Source organism: Phyllobacterium pellucidum, assembly GCF_013327855.1.
Classification (GTDB): Bacteria; Pseudomonadota; Alphaproteobacteria; order Rhizobiales; family Rhizobiaceae; genus Phyllobacterium; species Phyllobacterium pellucidum.
In genome coordinates this window covers 70,244-87,274 of record NZ_JABUMX010000005.1, presented here as the reverse complement: position 1 = coordinate 87,274, position 17,031 = coordinate 70,244, and the positions used below count along the sequence as shown (strand labels likewise).

The 17,031-nt window shown below is 58.9% G+C and carries 16 protein-coding genes; all 16 read right to left on the bottom strand.

What is annotated here, in order from left to right; translation table 11 throughout:
- Window positions 1–41: 41 nt before the first annotated feature.
- On the bottom strand, window positions 42–1,112 hold the full coding sequence (locus HQ945_RS18795; RefSeq protein ID WP_113281020.1) for an isocitrate/isopropylmalate dehydrogenase family protein: 1,071 nt from the start codon (window positions 1,110–1,112) through the stop codon (window positions 42–44).
- A gap of 13 nt (window positions 1,113–1,125) precedes the next feature.
- Window positions 1,126–2,226, bottom strand: coding sequence for an AbrB family transcriptional regulator (locus tag HQ945_RS18790; RefSeq protein WP_113281021.1), 1,101 nt, complete (start codon window positions 2,224–2,226; stop codon window positions 1,126–1,128).
- 13 nt (window positions 2,227–2,239) lie between these two features.
- Window positions 2,240–3,655, bottom strand: a complete 1,416-nt coding sequence (locus HQ945_RS18785; RefSeq protein ID WP_174208399.1) for an MmgE/PrpD family protein — start codon at window positions 3,653–3,655, stop codon at window positions 2,240–2,242.
- Between the two features lie 177 nt (window positions 3,656–3,832).
- The gene (locus HQ945_RS18780) at window positions 3,833–4,531 is read right to left on the bottom strand and encodes an FCD domain-containing protein (RefSeq protein WP_091951425.1); all 699 of its coding nucleotides are present in this window, start codon (window positions 4,529–4,531) and stop codon (window positions 3,833–3,835) included.
- A gap of 147 nt (window positions 4,532–4,678) precedes the next feature.
- Window positions 4,679–6,397, bottom strand: coding sequence for an ABC transporter permease (locus HQ945_RS18775; protein WP_051615237.1), 1,719 nt, complete (start codon window positions 6,395–6,397; stop codon window positions 4,679–4,681).
- Between the two features lie 6 nt (window positions 6,398–6,403).
- Window positions 6,404–7,450 (bottom strand): ABC transporter substrate-binding protein, encoded by a 1,047-nt coding sequence (locus tag HQ945_RS18770; RefSeq protein WP_027232720.1) that lies wholly within the window; start codon window positions 7,448–7,450, stop codon window positions 6,404–6,406.
- Between the two features lie 14 nt (window positions 7,451–7,464).
- Window positions 7,465–8,529 (bottom strand): ABC transporter ATP-binding protein, encoded by a 1,065-nt coding sequence (locus HQ945_RS18765; RefSeq protein ID WP_027232721.1) that lies wholly within the window; start codon window positions 8,527–8,529, stop codon window positions 7,465–7,467.
- Between the two features lie 321 nt (window positions 8,530–8,850).
- Complete coding sequence (locus tag HQ945_RS18760) at window positions 8,851–9,204, bottom strand: DUF2200 domain-containing protein (RefSeq protein ID WP_174208398.1); 354 nt, start codon at window positions 9,202–9,204, stop codon at window positions 8,851–8,853.
- A 184-nt stretch (window positions 9,205–9,388) separates the two neighbouring features.
- Window positions 9,389–10,537 (bottom strand): FMNH2-dependent alkanesulfonate monooxygenase, encoded by a 1,149-nt coding sequence (gene ssuD / locus HQ945_RS18755; protein WP_091924217.1) that lies wholly within the window; start codon window positions 10,535–10,537, stop codon window positions 9,389–9,391.
- A gap of 16 nt (window positions 10,538–10,553) precedes the next feature.
- Window positions 10,554–11,399 carry an ABC transporter permease subunit gene (locus tag HQ945_RS18750; protein WP_091924214.1) on the bottom strand — a complete coding sequence of 282 codons (846 nt, stop codon included), beginning with the start codon at window positions 11,397–11,399 and terminating at the stop codon, window positions 10,554–10,556.
- A gap of 35 nt (window positions 11,400–11,434) precedes the next feature.
- A complete protein-coding gene (locus tag HQ945_RS18745) occupies window positions 11,435–12,229 on the bottom strand; it encodes a taurine ABC transporter ATP-binding protein (protein ID WP_091924211.1) in 795 nt (264 codons plus the stop codon).
- A 60-nt stretch (window positions 12,230–12,289) separates the two neighbouring features.
- Window positions 12,290–13,297, bottom strand: coding sequence for a glycine betaine ABC transporter substrate-binding protein (locus HQ945_RS18740; protein WP_174208397.1), 1,008 nt, complete (start codon window positions 13,295–13,297; stop codon window positions 12,290–12,292).
- A gap of 446 nt (window positions 13,298–13,743) precedes the next feature.
- Window positions 13,744–14,163 carry a hypothetical protein gene (locus HQ945_RS18735; RefSeq protein ID WP_162737209.1) on the bottom strand — a complete coding sequence of 140 codons (420 nt, stop codon included), beginning with the start codon at window positions 14,161–14,163 and terminating at the stop codon, window positions 13,744–13,746.
- 246 nt (window positions 14,164–14,409) lie between these two features.
- Window positions 14,410–14,553, bottom strand: a complete 144-nt coding sequence (locus HQ945_RS18730; protein ID WP_174208396.1) for a hypothetical protein — start codon at window positions 14,551–14,553, stop codon at window positions 14,410–14,412.
- Window positions 14,554–14,839: 286 nt separating this feature from the next.
- Entirely contained in the window at window positions 14,840–15,511 is a 672-nt protein-coding gene (locus HQ945_RS18725) for a response regulator (protein ID WP_091924201.1), read from the bottom strand.
- Window positions 15,508–16,848, bottom strand: a complete 1,341-nt coding sequence (locus tag HQ945_RS18720) for a sensor histidine kinase (RefSeq protein ID WP_091924198.1) — start codon at window positions 16,846–16,848, stop codon at window positions 15,508–15,510. Before HQ945_RS18720 ends, HQ945_RS18725 begins: the two co-directional genes overlap by 4 nt.
- Window positions 16,849–17,031: the final 183 nt, after the last annotated feature.

Sequence of the window (17,031 nt, the reverse complement as noted above, 5' to 3'; positions counted from 1 at the left end):
CCTCCCGCCCACCTTACGTGAGCGGTGAGGGCGGGCGGCCCTTAACCGATTGCCGCCAGTATGCCTCGAGTCATGCCGGCGGTATCGGCAGTTCCCCGGATATCGCGCGTGCGGGTGGCGGGATTAGCCAACGCAACGGCGATTGCCCGCTCCATGATCGATGCCGCCTCGACAGCCTTCGCTATCCCGCGATTGTGCCCGAGCCATTCGATCATCATGCGGGCGGATTCGATCATCGCAAAGGGATTGGCAATACCCTTTCCGGCAATGTCGGGCGCTGACCCGTGAGTGGCCTGCGCCATGGCCAGATTGCCTTCGCCAATGCAAAGGCCGGGCGCCATGCCGAGACCGCCGACGAGACCGGCCGCTTCATCCGTCAGGATGTCACCGAACATGTTTGTCGTGACGATTACATCAAAGCTTTGCGGATCGCGAATAAGACGCATTGCCATCGTGTCGACGATGACCTCGTCGACTGTGACGTCCGGAAATTCCTTGGCCACCCGATGGCATTCCTCGACGAACATACCGCAGCCAAGTTTGAACACGGTGTTCTTGTGAACGAGCGTCAGGCGCTTCTTGCGCTGCTGCGCAATCTCCAATGCCGCGCGGGCCACCCGTGCTGAACCGACACGCGTGATGACCCGGACCGAGATGGTGACATCTTCGGTCGGCCGGAATTCGCCGGAACCTGCCACCACATTGCGGTCCGGCTGGAAACCTTCATTGTTTTCCCGCACGATTACAAGGTCGATGCCCTCGTGAATGGCGCCCAGCCCTGGAAAGGATTTTGTAGGCCGGACATTGGCAAACAGATTGAACCCCTTGCGCATGATCGGATGCGGATTGATCGCCCCCGGAACCTTCGGATAGGCCTGGTGTCCGATCGGACCCAGAATGAAGCCGTCCATCTTGGCGAGGGTCTCCATGGTGCCTTCGGGAAAGGTCGAGCCGTGCGTATCCAGCGCGCTGCGTCCGATTGGCATCGGACGCCAGTCGATCTCGAGGCCGGTCCTCGCCGCGGCGGCGCGGGTGACTTCGACCGCTGCCGGGACGATTTCATGGCCAATATCATCGCCGTTCAGTATCCCGATTACGAGATGGGCAGTCATCTGTGCAGTCCTTTCATTCAGATGCGGCGCCGAAGCGACGCGCAAGGTGTTCAAATATTCGAAAGCTGATGAGGATCGTGGTCATGACGACCGCTATTCGTGTGATCTGGAATGCTGTCACGGTTGTCGTGTCGAGGTGCATTGCCGTTGCCGTCAGCACCATTTCGGTTACGCCCGCGGGGGCAACAGCGAGGAGACTGGTGACAAAGGAAAGGCCCGTTGCCGCCGAAAGCAGCCAGGCCAGGCCCATGGCGACCGCAAGCAGAAATGCCGTAGTTGCAAATGCAGAGAACGTCACCCTGGACAAGCGCCCAAGCAAGGAACGGCGAAAGCGGCAGCCCAGCCAGATTCCGATGACGACTTGCGCGATGACAAGGACAGTCGAAGGGACGGCAAAGGGGCCGAACCCGAAGCCCGCCACGAGTCCGCCGACGAGCGCAGGAACCAGCAGCCAGGTATTGGGGATCTTCCAGGGGCTCGCCAAATACCCCGCAACGGCAGCCAGGATGTAGAGCGCAACAAGTGGCATTGCCTCGGCCCGGAACGGTATTGGCACCGTGGTGATGCCGCCATCTTCCCCGAAAATGGTGACGAGGAACGGCACGACCGTTACGATCGATGTCACGCGAATAAGGTGGACGACCGCCACCGTGTCGCTGTCGGCGCCCTTCTGATGGGCAACCACGGCCATCTCGGCCAAGCCCGCAGCCGCGGTGGCAAAGAACGAGGTCCTAAGGTCGAGCGCGGCGAGTTTGCTGATCATGAACGCGGCAATCATGGTCGCGATGATCATCAGGATCGTTGCCGCCAGCATGAATGGCAGCATGGCGATGATGGCGATGACGACCGTAGGGATGAACCGCAAGCCGATGGCAAGTCCCACAGCAACCTGTCCAAGTTCGCGGCCATAGGGTACGGGCGAGATCGGCGCGCTGAGTATGGACGCGCCAGCGCACGTCAGCAGCGGACCGAGAAGATAGGGCAGGGGCATCGCAACCATCCTGGCAGCGATTGCCCCCAATACGCCGATAAGCAGCGCCAGAGCGACCCGGGCGGGAGCGCGGTCGAAGAGTTTTGGACCTTGCCCACGCCAAAGGGTTCCTGAATCGGGCATTCCGGGCCGTTTGTCAGCCGACCGAAATCAGGCGCGATGTCAGATCGTCCAATGACGCCAGCCGTTCCAGGCCGCGGACCAGTTCAACGATCTCGTCTGCCCTTGCCCGTGCCATGCCGGCAAATTCGGCATTCTCGCGGAATTTATAGGCGACTTCATCGTAGCTCATGGGGAAAGCAGGGCTGCCCTTGCCGAAATCCGCGCGTCCGGAAATTTTGCGTCCGTCCTTGAGATGGATGTCGATCAATGTCGTCATCAGATGGTAGCCCGCTGCCTCGGCTTCGTCATCGATGACGAAGTCGACCTTCTCGATCATTGCCTTGACGTCGTCGCGTTCGACGGCTGCATCTGTGAACTCGTTAAGACCCGCACGACCGTCGAGCAAGAGGATTGCCATGCAGAATTCCATCGAGAATTTTGCCTGCAATTCATCCTTCGGCCTGTGGTGGATAAGGGCGTTCGGCATGTTGGAATTCGTGCCGATACGAACGCGTTCCACATCTTCGGCCCGGATGTCATGCTCCTTGATCAGCCGTAGCATCTCGGTCATTCCGGGATGGGTGAGCGAGCCTGAAGGGTGCGGCTTGATAGAGATGCCGGGGCTCGCGAATGTCCACGGGGCACCGAGCTTGTTAAGGATCGCATTCTGGTCGTATCCGCCGCCGGCAGCTGAGAAGAACCCCCGGGGCGCCTCGAGAATACGCGCAGCGGCCGTCCAGCCATAGGACGCAAACTGCGCCGCCGCGACGCCGCTTTCGGAGGAACGGCCCGCGTGGAAGGGCTTGGTCATGGTTCCGAAATTCTCGCGCAGTCCGGCGGACTGGCTCCCCGCGATCGACAGGGCGCGTTGCGTGGTCGGCACGTCGAAGCCCATAAGCCGCGCGCTTGCCGCCGCCGCCGCAAAGGTTCCGCAGGTCGCAGTGGCGTGAAACCCCGTCTGATAGTGCCGGGGAGCAATTGCCTCTGCGATCTTGCATTCGACTTCCACGCCGAGGTGATAGGCGAGCATCAAATCCTTGCCCGTGCCATTGACGAGTTCGGCTACCGCGAGTGCCGCCGGCAATGCCGGTGCGGTGGGATGCGTCAACAGACCGTAGACACGATCCTTAGCCACGGCGAGTTGCGTGTCGTCATAGTCGTCGGCATGGATGCCGACGCCATTGGCGAAGGCCGCAAAGCGAGGTGCGACCTTCCGGCCGCCACCGATCACCGTTGCCGCGCCATCGGCGAGGCCAAGGTCATCCAGGTGCTGGCGAACCAATTCGCCGCTCCTCGCGACTGAACCGGAGAGGGCCAGGCCGAAACCATCAAGTATCGATTTCTTGCCGAGCTCGATAACTTCGCTCGAAAGGTCGTCAAACTTCGTCTCGACAACAAAATTGGCAACGTACTTCGTCAGTTCGGCATCTGCCTGATTATTCTGGTTCATGCTCAATCCTCTTTTGGCGCTGCCTTGCGGCAATTCGAGTTTTGACCATGCTGGTGAGATTGTTAATTGTCAACAGTTTTATGTTGGCAGGAAGCTTGAGAAATCGGACAAAAGCTAAGCAAGCGTTCACTTGACCAAACGTGCGGTCTGGGAAGGGATTTTTGAGAAACGCGGTCCTTAGGTCCCTGTCGGCTGGCCGGCGCGGCGGGTGCGGACGATGCCGTTCAGAATATGCGTACGCGCCGCAATCAGGCTGCGTATCGGGTCGCGTGCTTCGAGCGCATCGACAATGGCGCGATGCTCCTCGTTTGAAATATGCAGCACATCGTGGCTCGATAGCGCACGGTACCGCTGAATGTGCAATTCGCGCACAAAGCTCTGATAAATAAGCTCCAGCCGGTTATTGCCGGCCATGTGGGTGATCTGCTTGTGAAATTCGAGGTTGACCGGATAGTAGACGTGAACGTCGCCAAGTTTGACAATCTCGTCCATCCGGGCAAGGAGCGCTCTCAGAATCCCGATCTGGGCGTCGGTTATGCGCTCGGCAAGGATCATCGCCATGCATCCGAAAACCCCGGCGCGCGCCTCCGAAAGGTCCTGCGCTTCGTCATTGGTCAGCGCGCGAATGAAGAACCCCCGATTGGGGATGATTTCGATGAGTCCCATCGCCGCGAGCGCGCTGCAAGCTTCGCGGATTGGCCCCCGGCTTACGCCCAGGCGTTGGGAGAGGCCATTTTCGTTGACCCGTTCGTTGGGCTTGAGTTCGCCGTCGATGATCATACGCTCGATCTCGGCCTGGACCACATTTGCAAGCGAGCGGGTGCGGAGAAAATCGATCGCGGACAAATTCTGTGGTGCGTTCGTTGTGTCGGTCATGAGCAAGCCATCGTGACGGGTCTATGAAACGGGTCCAAACTCAGTCCTTTCGAGTTTTGCTCCCAAGCTTTCGTTTAGCAGCAAATGCTTAGGTTGGCGACCCTGCTCGATGGCGGGGTCCACCGCGATTTTAGCACACGATACGCCTTAACCCCGCGCATTCATTTGCGATCCCCCGAGCACCGGCACCCGGTTGGCCACGAAAACGACGGCGAAGGAGGCGGCGAGCAGGATAATGCCGAGAACGCAGATCGCTCCGAGATCACCGCTCTCGTTGAGATCGTAGATGATGACCGAAACCAGCTTGGTATTGGCAGTGGTCAGCAAAATCGTTGCCGAGAGTTCGCGAATGGTGCCGACGAAAACGAAACACCAGGCAGCCACCACGCTCGTACGCAGCAACGGTGCCGTGATGTCCCACAGGGTGCGCAACCGTGAAGCGCCCATGATGCGCCCCGCTTCCTCGAGCTCCGGGTGAACTCCCGAAAAGGCAGATGACATCTGCTGGTATCCTGCGGGCAATTCGATGGTCATGAAGGCGATCAACAGGATCCAGATGGTCCCATAAAGCTGGAATGTCGGGTTGGCATAGCTAAGGAACAGGCCGACGCCCAGCACGATCCCCGGGATCGCCACCGGCGCCGTCGCAAGGACACCCAGGAAGCGGGAACCCGGCACTGAACGGCGCGTAACGAGGTACGACACGATCAGAGCAATAGCGGTCACTGCCGTCGCCGTTAGGAAGCCAAGAAGGAACGTGTTGCGCAGAGCAAGCTGCGTCGCCGAAAACTCGAACAGCACGAATCTCCAGTGACTAAGGGTCAGCGTTGAAAGATTGATCGGGTCGCCCACCGTGCCCGTAAAGGCCGTTTTGAGGATGGCAAGGTAGGGCAGGAGGATCGTCAGGCTGAGGATCGAGAACACGAATAAAATGGCGGCCCATTTCCAGCGCCCGAGTTCCGTTACCCGCGGGGTTCCGCTCTTGCCGCCGAGAACGGTGTATCCCTTCCGGCCGAGAATCGACTTCTGCGCGCGCAAAAGAATGATGGTGATGATCAGCAGCGGCAATGCCGCCGCAGCTGCGAGACCGAGACGGGGCGGAAACTGAAACAGGCTCCAGATCTTCGTAGTGATCACGTGAAATCCTGCGGGAAGCGCCAGGATGGCCGGCGAGCCGAACATGGTCAGGGCCTGCAGGATGGCGATCAATGTCCCCGCGAGCATTGCCGGCAATACCAGTGGAATCGTCACCTTGCGCAATGTGGTCATGGATTTGCCACCAAGGATCGAGGACGCATCCTCGAGATCCGACGGGACCTTGTCGAGCGCGTTGGCAACAAGGGTAAAGACGTATGGAAACGTGAAGCAGGCAATGGCGAAGATCAGGCCGCCGAACGTGTAGATGTTCACCAGATACTGGGATGAATCGAGGCGAAACACACTCCGGTAGATGATGTTCACAAGCCCGCTATTGGGCGCGGCAAGAATCTCATAGGCGATGGCGCCGAGAAATGGCGGTGTAACGAACGATGCAGTCACCAGCATGCGGATGATGCGCCGGCCGGGCAGATCCGTTCTTGCCACCAGCCAGGCCATTGGCGTGGCAACGACGCAGGACAGCAGTCCCACGCCGAGCGCCATGGCAATCGCCAGCCCATATGCCCGAAGCAAGGTCGGATCGGCGACGAGTGCGATGAAATTGTCGAGCGTCGCCCCTCCACCCGTATCGCTACGAAAGCTGTAGAAGGCGAGCCAGAACAGTGGCAGGAGTACCAGAACGCTCAGGATGAGGGATAACAGAGCGAAAGTTGGCCATGAAAGGTCGATGCCGCTGCGCCGACCCTGAACCTGAGCGATACTGGTCATGATCAATTATGTCCCGAAATACTTTTCGTAGTTGGATTTGATAGTCTGGATCTCAGGCTCGAGTTTTGCCGGATCAGAATGAAGGATCTTGATCTTGGATAGCGGGGTGCGCCCCTCCTTTTCCTTCACATCGGGATGGAAGGATCTCAAGCCGCCGAAATCGCTGTTGAGCTGCTGCGCATCGAGCGAGAACAGATAGGCATAGAACAGCTTGGCAGCATTGGGATGCGGTGCCTGCTTGAGAACGGCCGCATTTCCGACCGCCAGCGGCGTGCCCTCGTCCGGATAGATGATCTTGATCGGCTTGCCTTCATCGATCAAACGAAAGACGTTGTATTCATTGCCATCCACCTCGAGAGCACGTTCGCCCTGCGCAAGCTTCTTCGGCGGCTCGGTCGAGGACTGGACCTGCATGATGTTCTGCTTGCCAAGCTTCTCGAAATATTCCCAGCCGAGAAGCTGGCTGAGTACGAAGGTTGAGGTCATCACGGTGCCGCTATAGCCCGGATGCGCCTTCACCATCTTGTCCTTGAAGCGCGGGTCGAGCAGGTCTTCCCACGTTTTCGGCGCCTCTTCCTCTTTCATAAGGTCGGAGCGGTATGCAAGGACGGAAAGATGCGCGCGATAGGCGGCAAAATTGCCATCGGGGTCACGTTCGTCCGCCGGCCATTTATCCGCGACTTCCTGCGGCACCATGGGGGTGAGCCAGCCCTGGCGTTTGAAATATTCGAAATGCACAGCGTCGGATGTTTCGATCACGTCGGCATTGTAGATGCCGGTCGAATATTCTTGGCCGATACGCTGGAAGACTCGTTCCGATCCGGCGCGTTCCACCTGGACATCGATGCCCGGGTATTTGGTCTTGAATTGCTCAGCTAATTTCTCGGCGACCGCAACGTCGGTGGCCGTATAGAACACGACCTTGCCCTCGGCTTTGGCGGCAGCCTCCAGTTCTGGCGTAATCTGATAGGGGGCTGGCGCCTCGGCAAAGGCCGCGGACGATACCGCGAGCCCCGAAGCGAACAGCGCGGCAGACAGCGCTTTCTTCCACATGCGTAGTTCCTCCCTTATTGCGCGAGCGCCCGGCATTTCTCTGGCGGGAAATGCAGCCATACCTCCTGGCCGACCGGGATCGCGACGTTGACTGGCGCGACGGTGCGCACCATTTCTCCACCGGCGATGGAAACGAGGTAATCCCGGTGCGAACCGAGATAGATCTGCCGAGTAACCGTGCCAATTGTCGTGTTGGTGTTGGCACCGTTCGGCTTGGTCGAGAGTTCAATGTCGTGGTGGCGGATCGAAACCGCTGTCTTTGTGGTGCCGTCAGCCGTCCCGTTGCCACAGCGCAGCACAAGGCCGGACTGACACAGGACGCTTTCCTTGTCGTTCCGCGTTCCGCTGAGGATATTGGTCCCGCCGATAAACCTCGCCACAAATTCAGTCGCGGGACGCTCGTAGATGTCCTCGGGGGACCCTGACTGCTCTATGCGCCCGTCATTCATCACCACGATAATGTCTGCCGTGGTCATTGCTTCGGCCTGATCGTGGGTAACGTAGACAGTCGTGTAGCGGAATTCGTCATGGAGCCTGCGTATTTCGAAGCGCATCTCCTCGCGCAAATTGGCGTCGAGATTGGACAGGGGCTCGTCGAGCAGCAGTATTTCGGGTTTGATCACCAATGCCCGCGCCAACGACACACGTTGCTGCTGCCCTCCGGACAATTCGCCAGGATAGCGGTCCGCAAGCTGAATAAGCTGAGTGGCGGTGAGTATGGTGCGGACGAGCTCAGTGACTTGAGATTGCGGCATCCGGCGCAATTTCAAGCCGTAAGCCACGTTTTCAAAGACTGTCATGTGCGGCCAGAGCGCATAGCTCTGGAAGATCATAGACATGTTGCGGGCTTCGGGCGGGACGGTACCGCGCGAAGAAGAGACCACCTTGCCGCCGACGCGTATTTCTCCGCCATTCGCTGGAGCAAATCCTGCGATAAGGCGCAAGGTCGTGGTTTTGCCGCAGCCGGATGGGCCAAGCAGGCAAACCAGCTTGCCTTGGTCGACTGACAAATTCACGCCTTTTACGACTGTCAGACTACCATAGCTCTTCGTCAAACCGTCGAGTTCCAGAAATGCCATCACACCTCCCAAGTGTTGGCGGCAACGTGTTGCCGCTCCTTTGGCCACTGCAGGGAAGGTAGGGAGCAAATTGAAGACTGTCAACAGATTACTATTTTATGGTGCGATGAACTTCTTGTGTTCGCATACACCGTGGTGAAGCCGCCCGCGTTCCCGCCGCAGTTGGTGCGGCACCGCAAGGTTATTGATCTGTCAGAAAGGCGGCTGAGGGAGTCCACTGCGATGCAGAGGCGTGGCCGCCCAAACCCAACTTGGGTTGTGCCATTTGGCGTCACCGGTATGGGCAATCAGCGAACACGGAAAAGGATCGATCGTCCGGAACTAATTCTCTCGAAAAATGCGATCCATGGCTTTTCCGCGAGCCAATTCGTCAATGAGCTTATCGAGGTAGCGGATTTCCCGCATGGTTGGCTCCTCGATATTCTCCACGCGGACACCGCAAACCACGCCCGTGATCAAGGTTCTCAAAGGATTGGGATGCGGGGCCTCGGCAAAGAAAGTTTCAAAATCGGTTTGTTGTTCAAGCTGAGTTTGTAATGCCGGCGCGTCATAACCAGTCAACCAAGTGATGATCTGGTCGACCTCTGCCTTTGTGTGTCCCTTTTTCTCGGCTTTGGCAACATAGTGAGGATAGACGCTGGCGAAGCTCGTCGTATAGATCCTGTGTTTTGCCATCGACTCCTCCAGCTCAGCAACGCGCCCGCGACCAACCCGAGCAAGGCTTGGAGTTTAAATCCCAATCGGCGTTAGCTAAGGCTGATCGACGGCTGCCGCGCTGTCAACAGCCGCATAAACGAGGCGACGCCTTTGCCGGCCCGTGCATCGGTTCCGTCAAAGGTCGTCGACACCATTCATGATTTCAGGCCGTGCGCTTGGGTCTCACACCGCTTTCGAAGGTCTGGTTGTCAGCGCCGACAGTGTGTGCGCTTTCGCCTGTGACCCCGAGTTGGGGGAAAAGCAATTCCGCCACACTGAACGCCTCTTCAAGATGCGGATATCCCGAACCGATAATCGTGTCGATCCCGATTGCCTGGTATTCCCTGAGGCGGGCAGCGACATTCTCTGGGCTTCCGACGAGCGCAGTGCCGGCGCCGCCCCGTACCAGACCAAGACCAGCCCATAGGTTGGGGCCGACGACCAGCTTGTCACGGCGTCCGCCATGCAGCGCCGACATCCGCTTTTGTCCGACGGATTGCGAAACATTGAGGAACTCGTTCTGGGCTGCGGCGATCTGATCGTCTGTGATCCGGCTGATAAGGTCGTCCGCGGCAGCCCAGGCCTTTTCTTCGGTCTCACGTACGATCAGATGAATGCGCAGGCCGAAACGAATCCTGCGGCCCTGGGAAAGAGCGCGTGCCCGTACGCGGCTGAGCTTTTCTCCAAGCTGGTGTACGGGTTCTCCCCAGCTCAGATAGACATCCGCATGCCGCGCGGCAACGTCGATGCCAGCGTCTGAAGAGCCGCCGAACCAAATTGGCGGATGCGGCGACTGGACTGGAGGGAAGGAGAGGCCGCGGCCGTGGGAAGAAAGATATTTGCCTTCGAAATCTGCTGCTTCGCCAGAAAGTATCCGTCGCCAGATCGTGAGAAACTCGTCGGTCTGTTCGTAGCGTTCACCATGGCCGAGTTTGTTGCCGTCGCCCGCGAGATCCTTGGGATCGGCTCCAGTCACGACATTGAACAGCGCCCGTCCGTTGGAGATCCGGTCAAGCGCGGCAGCGTGACGTGCGAACATTGCAGGGGTCCCGCTCCCGGGGCGAAGCGCAACGAGAAAGCGAAGACGTTCCGTCAGCGGCACGAGCGCCGCTGACGTGATCCAGGCGTCTTCGCAGTACGGTCCCGTTGGCAGGAGCACGCCCTTGAAGCCCAAACGGTCCGCCGCCTGGGCGATGTCGCGCATATAGCCGAAAGTCGGCGGGCGATGACGTTCGTCGCTACCAAGATATGGGCCGTCGCCGTGGGTCGGCAGATACCAGTATATGTCCAGTGGACCAGCAGGTGCAGTCATGGTTTCCAACCTTAAATTAGAGTTTGCCCTTCCAGGGCGCGATACGATTTTCGAGAAAGCGCATCCCCGTGGCGAACGCGAAGGCGAAGATTGCGATGACGATGAGCCCGACAAAGACGACGTCTGTCGCAAGGAAGTTGGCAGCCGACATGATCATATAGCCGACGCCGGACTGCGCAGCGATCAGCTCCGCCGCCACCAGCGTGGAAAGAGTTGCGCCGATTGCAATGCGCACGCCGGTGAAGATCTCCGGAAGCGCCGAAGGAAAAATGATCGAGGTGAATACCTGATAAGATGTTGCGCCGAGCGATCGGGCAGCGTTGATGCGTTCCTGCGGTACCGAGCGGACGCCCGCCTGAGCCGCGAAACAAATTGGGGCGAACGCCGCCAGACTGAGCAGAACAATCTTCGACGCCTCACCGATTCCGAGCCATATAATCATGAGCGGCAGGTAAGCGAGCGGCGGAAGGCCCCAGTAGATATCGATGGGAACACCGAGGATGCCCTTGGCCCAGCGGTTGAGGCCCATAAGCAGGCCAACTGGAATGCCGAGGCCGATCCCGAAAGCGAGGGCGACGCCTATGCGTCCAAGGCTGGCAAGGATGTGATCGAGGAGGGTTCCGTTCGCATAGCCTTCCGAAGCGACGGCGACGGCCTGCACCGCGACATCTGACGGTGAGGGCAGGAATAACGCTGAGGCGAAGTGATACTTCGTTGCGATGATCCACAAGGCCAGCAATCCGATCAGGGTCGCAAAACTGATCACGGCGGTTCCATGCGTCTTTTTAATGCGACGCGGCTGCTGCGTCCGTTGTCTCTTGACTTCCGAAATGGCCACTGCGGGTTCAATCACTGCGCTCATCATGAGCTCCTCTCTGCAATCGCGGCGTATAGTTATCAGGCCGCGTGTCGCTCATTGTGGCTGGCGGGCGTATGGATGATCGAGCGTATTTCTTCACGCAGCGACACGAACCGGGGGTGGGAAAGGATGGGTCCGAGGTCACCGGTTGCTGCAAACGTCCGGACAAAATCGGCCTCGTAGCGAGCGACGATACGCCCCGGCCGTGGGGACATCACCAGAATATGGGTGCCGAGCGCCAGAGCTTCTTCGATCGAGTGCGTGATGAAGAAGACCTGCTTTCGCGTCTTGGCCCAGACCGTCGCCAGAAGCTGTTGCATGTTTTCCCTGGTGAGGCTGTCAAGCGCGCCGAAGGGCTCGTCCATCAGCAGTATCTTGGGGTCGGTGGCGAGTGCACGCGCTATGCCGACCCGCTGACGCATGCCACCGGAGAGTTCGTAAGGGGGCTTGGTCTCGAAATCCGACAGGCCGACTAGTTGCAGGAGTTCGCGCGCCTGACGATACCTTTCAAGCTTGGGCACTCCGCGGTAGCGCAAGCCAAGCGCGACATTGTCGAGGACATTTGACCAAGGCAGGAGTGTATCCTTCTGGAAGACGACACCGCGATCCCCGCCGGGCTTGTCGACGGGGAGCCCATCGATAAGAATCTGTCCCTCGGTCAGCGATTGAAAGCCGGCAATGGCATTGAGCAGGGTTGACTTTCCACATCCCGACGCACCGAGTGCGACAACGATGGAGTCCGGCGGAATGTCGAACGAAACCCGATCGAGCGCGTGGATTTCCGTTCCGTCGGCAGCTTCGAACTTTACGGTGGCGTTGCGGATTGAAAGCATTGTCGAGTTCCAAAGAGGATGGCGGCCGGCAAGGGGCGGCCGCCAGGCGGTTGCAAGATTTCAGTTGGAAGCGAGTGCAGCCGCTGCAAACTGCGGGTCGACGAAGTCGCCGTAGCCGTCTTTGACCGCCGTTATCTTCTTCTGCTCCTTGAGGAATGCAGCCGTGTCCTTCAGCGTCTTGGCGACGCTCCCCTTGTCCCCGCCGCCAAGCCATGCATCGGTGACCTGCTGATCCAGCGGAACAACCACGGTGGTATTGAGCCAGTCGGCGTTTTCTTCCGGCGTGCCGCCCTGAAGCTTGGCGATCAGCTTGATATTGTCGGACGCCGGGCCCCAGGCATCAGGGTGGTTGGCAAAATCGACATAATACTTGTCGATGAGGCCGACATATTTGGCGAGAAAGTCAGGGTTCTTCTTCGAGAAGTCGCCGGTTACTACGAGCGAGCTGAAAACGGGCGCGCCGCGCTTGGAGACTTCGCCAGACGTGATCAAGACCTTGCCATCCTTTTTCAGCTCGGAAAGCGCCGGATCCCAGACGAACGCACCGTCTATGTCTCCACGCTTCCATGCGGCGACGATCTGCGGCTGGGGCATCGCAATGACCTGAGCGTCGTTTTCGGTCAGGCCTTCCTGCTTCAAATAGGCCAGCAGTTGATAGTGGTCGGTGGAGACCGGAGCTGCTGAAAACTTTTTGCCCTTGAGATCGGCAGCCGACTTGATCTCCGGCCGAACGACCAGGGCCTCGCTGTCGCCAGCACCCGCGGTAATGTATATTCCCTTGACGTCGAGGTCCTTGCTGACCGACGTCGCGTAGGGGCTGGAACCGACGTCGCCGATCTGGACGTCGCCCGATGCGATCGCCGCAAAAATATCGGCGCCGGAGTTGAAGCGGCGGAACTCGATATCCCATCCGGTCCCCTTGGCAAGTTCGCCATTGGCAATGCCGACAAGATATGGAACCGCGCCGGTCTGATATGCGATGACGACTTTTTTCGTATCCTCTGCATGCGCCGAGGCGATAAGCGAAGCAATCAGACCGAAAGCTCCGAGAACTGTTTTGATGCGCACGGTTTTACCCTCTCTATTTATCCATCAGCCAAAGTGGCGAGGACCCGACGAAAGGTTTCCACAATGTCTACCAAGTTGGTAGACTATTCTTTTCAAGATTTGCGCGTTTCGTAAAACAGTCATCCTGCCGCGGGGGCGGCGCTCGTTGAAAACTGTTCGAGGATGAAGAAACCTCGACTTGGCGCGCCAGGTCGGTCTGGTAGGACTAAGGTCCGAACAGGTCGCGTATAGGTCTGTAGGACGTATAATTTCCTGATGGACGGCGGTTTAGTTGCGGAAGAAGACGGGCCACCGTGGCTCGCCGGCCCTTCCCGCCAAGGCGGGCCGCGGCCTCCTTACGGAGATTGACCATGAAAATCGCTCAATCCATTATGACCGGTGCCGGAGTGATCGCACTAAGCTTTCTCGGACTGACTGCCAGTACCAGCGCTTCCACTCGGTTCGATTCACATCTGACCAAATATGGCACGACCAACATGATCCTGATGGCCCGCAGTGGCTCGGACAATAGTGGCCGGGGCAGCGATCACGATGGCGGTGGCGATGACCACGGCGGCCGCGGTGACAACGCCGGCGGCGATGATCACGGAGACCGGGGCAATGATGACGGAGGCCATCATGGTCGCGGGGCCGATGATCCCGCAGGCGACGATCACGGCGGTCGCGGTGAAGCCAGGCACGGACGCGGCGCTGACGATGCGCCAGGGGACGATCACGGTGTCCACCAAGGCGTCCACGATCAGAACGATGATCACGGTATCCACCGGGGTGTCCACGATCAGAATGACGATCATGGCATCCACAGGGGTATTCACGACCAGAACGACGATCGTGGATTGCATCAACGCAGGAAAGTCAGCGATCAACGTGTTATGCTTACAGGTGAGGCCGGAATAGGCATTTGCTGACAGTGGCGAACCGACGCTGCTGAAACACTGTGTCGTCGCGCTGTGCGAAGCGGCGGCACAGAATCTGGTCGGACAGAGTCTTATGAGGTGAGTTTTGAATCGGGCAGGTATCCGTTCCATCGCGACAGATTACAGAGCTGCCTCTGTAATCCGCGTCTCCTTGCTTGCCGTTGCCCTGTTGTCGGGGGTTATTGGCCCGACCAGTTATGCCTGGGGCGACAAGGGGTCGGGATCCGGGTCTTCGGGAAGCTCCGGTTCGGGCTCAAGCGGAGGATCGGGCAGCGGTAGCTCCGGCTCCGGCAGTTCAGGATCGGGGTCGAACTCCGGATCGGGTGGGGGCTCGGACAATTCCGGCTCCGGCTCGAGCAATTCAGGCTCCGGATCGGGCGGTTCGCGAGGATCAAGTAGTTCAGGATCCGGTTCAGACAATTCACGCGCAAACTCAAGTGACAGCGAATCGCATGCACCCTCCCGTTCCGCAGGGCAGGAACGCGTCTATCAGGGAGGATGGACCGAGCGCATCCGTAACGGCCGTTATGAAATCTTCGACCCACAGGGCCGCTCGGTCATCAACAGGAAGGCGATCCCTGCCGATGCGCTCCGCATCGACAAGAGCAGCTCCCGTTAGGCCTTCTCAGGATTGCCAGCGCGCCTCGCGCAGCAACAAGGCAGCTTCGGTGCGATTGCGCACCTGAAGTTTCTGCAGGATGCTGGTCATGTGATGTTTGATGGTTTTTTCCTGCAAGCCGATTTCGCGTGCGACTTCCTTGTTGCTTTTGCCGTTGGAGACGAGCGTAAGGATTTGTTCCTCGCGCGGCGTCAGGGAGTGAATGGCATCGGCAATTTCCGCGACAGGCTGGCTCGGCGCTACCGCAGCGCCTGAACCGCGCATCTCCGTAAGGATGCGCGCTGCGAGCGCCGGTGAAACATAGCGTTCGCCGGCAACGACATTCTGGATGATTTCGCAGAGGCCTGCTGCCCGGACGCCCTTCAGAACATAGCCGTGGGCCCCGCACCGTAGTGCCTGCAACACATCCTCGTCGCTCTCCGAGACGGTGAGGATGACGACCTTCAACTCCGGGCTGGCTTCCAGAATGGTGAGGAGCGCACTCAGTCCGCCGCCCGGCATCGACAGGTCGAGAAGGGCTACGTCGGGTCGCAGTTCGTTGACCAGGCGGACGGCATCATCGGCACTCGAGCCTTCGCCGACGACTGTGAATCCCTTCTCGGAAAGACTGACTGCAACGCCTTGGCGAAAGAATGGATGATCGTCAACGATGATAATCCTGATGCTTGCCGTGCTCATGCGTCCCGCCCTCCCGGTAGATGCATTGTAACGATCGTGCCGTGCCCCGGCGATGAGTTGACGACGAATGTGCCACCCAAACCTGCAAATCGCTCCTCAAGTCCGGTCAATCCGAGGCCCTTGTCTGCGTTGACTGGATCAAAGCCCTTGCCTCCATCGGCTACTGTCGCGCTTAGCCCGTCATTTGACGATACGACGGTGACCTTCTGGCCTATCCCGTTCGCATGGCGAAACGCATTGTTGAGGCTTTCCTGGACAAATCTGTAGAGGCCTATCTTCTCGGCCTGGTTCAATTCCGGGAGGTTGTCACCGCACGTGAATTCAACGCTCGTTCTGGTTCTGCTTTCATGCGCCTTGATCACGCGCATGCAAATCTCCCGTGTTTCGAGATCATCGAGTTCCGGCAGCATCAGTCCATGACAGATATTGCGGACCTCCTGCAGTGCTTCCTCGAGCGAAGTCGTGACTGTTTCGAGGTCAGGGCCCATCACCGATCCCTTTGTTGCAGTTTCGAGCCGCAGACAGGCGAAAGCGATGAGTTGGGCGGGACCATCGTGCAGATCGGCCGAGATGCGGCGGAGATATCGCTCATTGAGCGCCGCGGTGCGGTGCGCGGCCTGCTCGGCCCGCAATCGAAGCGCCCGATTTGAATTCAGCAGACGACTGAGTTCGTCGAACCTGGCTCTCAAGATCTCGGCTTGCCGCGTGATCAGCCGGCTGCCGCGCGCCACGATCCCGAAAAGCACCCCGAGCATGGCGAGTGTAACCAGACCGACGACAATCCAGCTGCGCAGGCGGGCGCGGTTCAGATCGGCTTTCAGGTCCGTGGCGATCTCATAAAATTCCGCAACGCCGATCACTCGGCCGGACCATGGCTGCCGGATAGGGCTGTAGATTTCGAGGAGCGGAATTCCCTTGGCGCGTTCCGTCGCATTTTCAGCGCTGTCGAGTTTATCGAACTCCGCCTGAACCGTACCCGCGAAAGCTCCCTGCAAACGATCGCTGATTGGAAAACGGCGACCTACGATTTCAGTTTGATTGCTGAAGACTACGCTCCCATCCGGCTTCCACACTTTGAAGGACACAATCTTGTCGCCCAGCACGCCCTGTCCAAGTGTCTCCGTCAATGCCAGGCGCGCACCTTCACCAAGAGTGTCGGAGTCGGCCAGCTCCTGGGTGAGGGGGGCGATGATGCTATCGACATAGAGCGCGGTGGCGGATGCCGCATTGCGGGTAACGGACTCTTCGATGCGGGAGGTGACCCAGAAGGCAATGATGGCCATGCCTACGATCAATACGGCGCTCGCAGCGAGGATGAACTGACGGGCAAGCGTCATTCTACCGAATAATTCGGCCGTTTCAGCTGGCGGAGCGGATTTGGCGAATGTCGTCGTCAGCGGCTCGCTCCATTGTGTTTTCGATGTTCCAGTCCTGCCTATCCCGCTCCAGGCATTCAATGCCCTCCTCGAACAAGGCGATTGAAACTAAACACGCGGGCACGCCAATTTATTCATCAGGGA

Coding starts and splice junctions, on each gene's coding strand:
- HQ945_RS18765 (WP_027232721.1), bottom strand. CDS start 8,529: ATGGCATTTCTGGAACTCGACGGTTTGACGAAGAGCTATGGTAGTCTG.
- HQ945_RS18750 (WP_091924214.1), bottom strand. CDS start 11,399: ATGAGCGCAGTGATTGAACCCGCAGTGGCCATTTCGGAAGTCAAGAGA.
- HQ945_RS18790 (WP_113281021.1), bottom strand. CDS start 2,226: ATGCCCGATTCAGGAACCCTTTGGCGTGGGCAAGGTCCAAAACTCTTC.
- HQ945_RS18795 (WP_113281020.1), bottom strand. CDS start 1,112: ATGACTGCCCATCTCGTAATCGGGATACTGAACGGCGATGATATTGGC.
- HQ945_RS18785 (WP_174208399.1), bottom strand. CDS start 3,655: ATGAACCAGAATAATCAGGCAGATGCCGAACTGACGAAGTACGTTGCC.
- HQ945_RS18760 (WP_174208398.1), bottom strand. CDS start 9,204: ATGGCAAAACACAGGATCTATACGACGAGCTTCGCCAGCGTCTATCCT.
- HQ945_RS18775 (WP_051615237.1), bottom strand. CDS start 6,397: ATGACCAGTATCGCTCAGGTTCAGGGTCGGCGCAGCGGCATCGACCTT.
- HQ945_RS18745 (WP_091924211.1), bottom strand. CDS start 12,229: ATGCTTTCAATCCGCAACGCCACCGTAAAGTTCGAAGCTGCCGACGGA.
- HQ945_RS18780 (WP_091951425.1), bottom strand. CDS start 4,531: ATGACCGACACAACGAACGCACCACAGAATTTGTCCGCGATCGATTTT.
- HQ945_RS18725 (WP_091924201.1), bottom strand. CDS start 15,511: ATGAGCACGGCAAGCATCAGGATTATCATCGTTGACGATCATCCATTC.
- HQ945_RS18720 (WP_091924198.1), bottom strand. CDS start 16,848: ATGACGCTTGCCCGTCAGTTCATCCTCGCTGCGAGCGCCGTATTGATC.
- HQ945_RS18770 (WP_027232720.1), bottom strand. CDS start 7,450: ATGTGGAAGAAAGCGCTGTCTGCCGCGCTGTTCGCTTCGGGGCTCGCG.
- ssuD (WP_091924217.1), bottom strand. CDS start 10,537: ATGACTGCACCTGCTGGTCCACTGGACATATACTGGTATCTGCCGACC.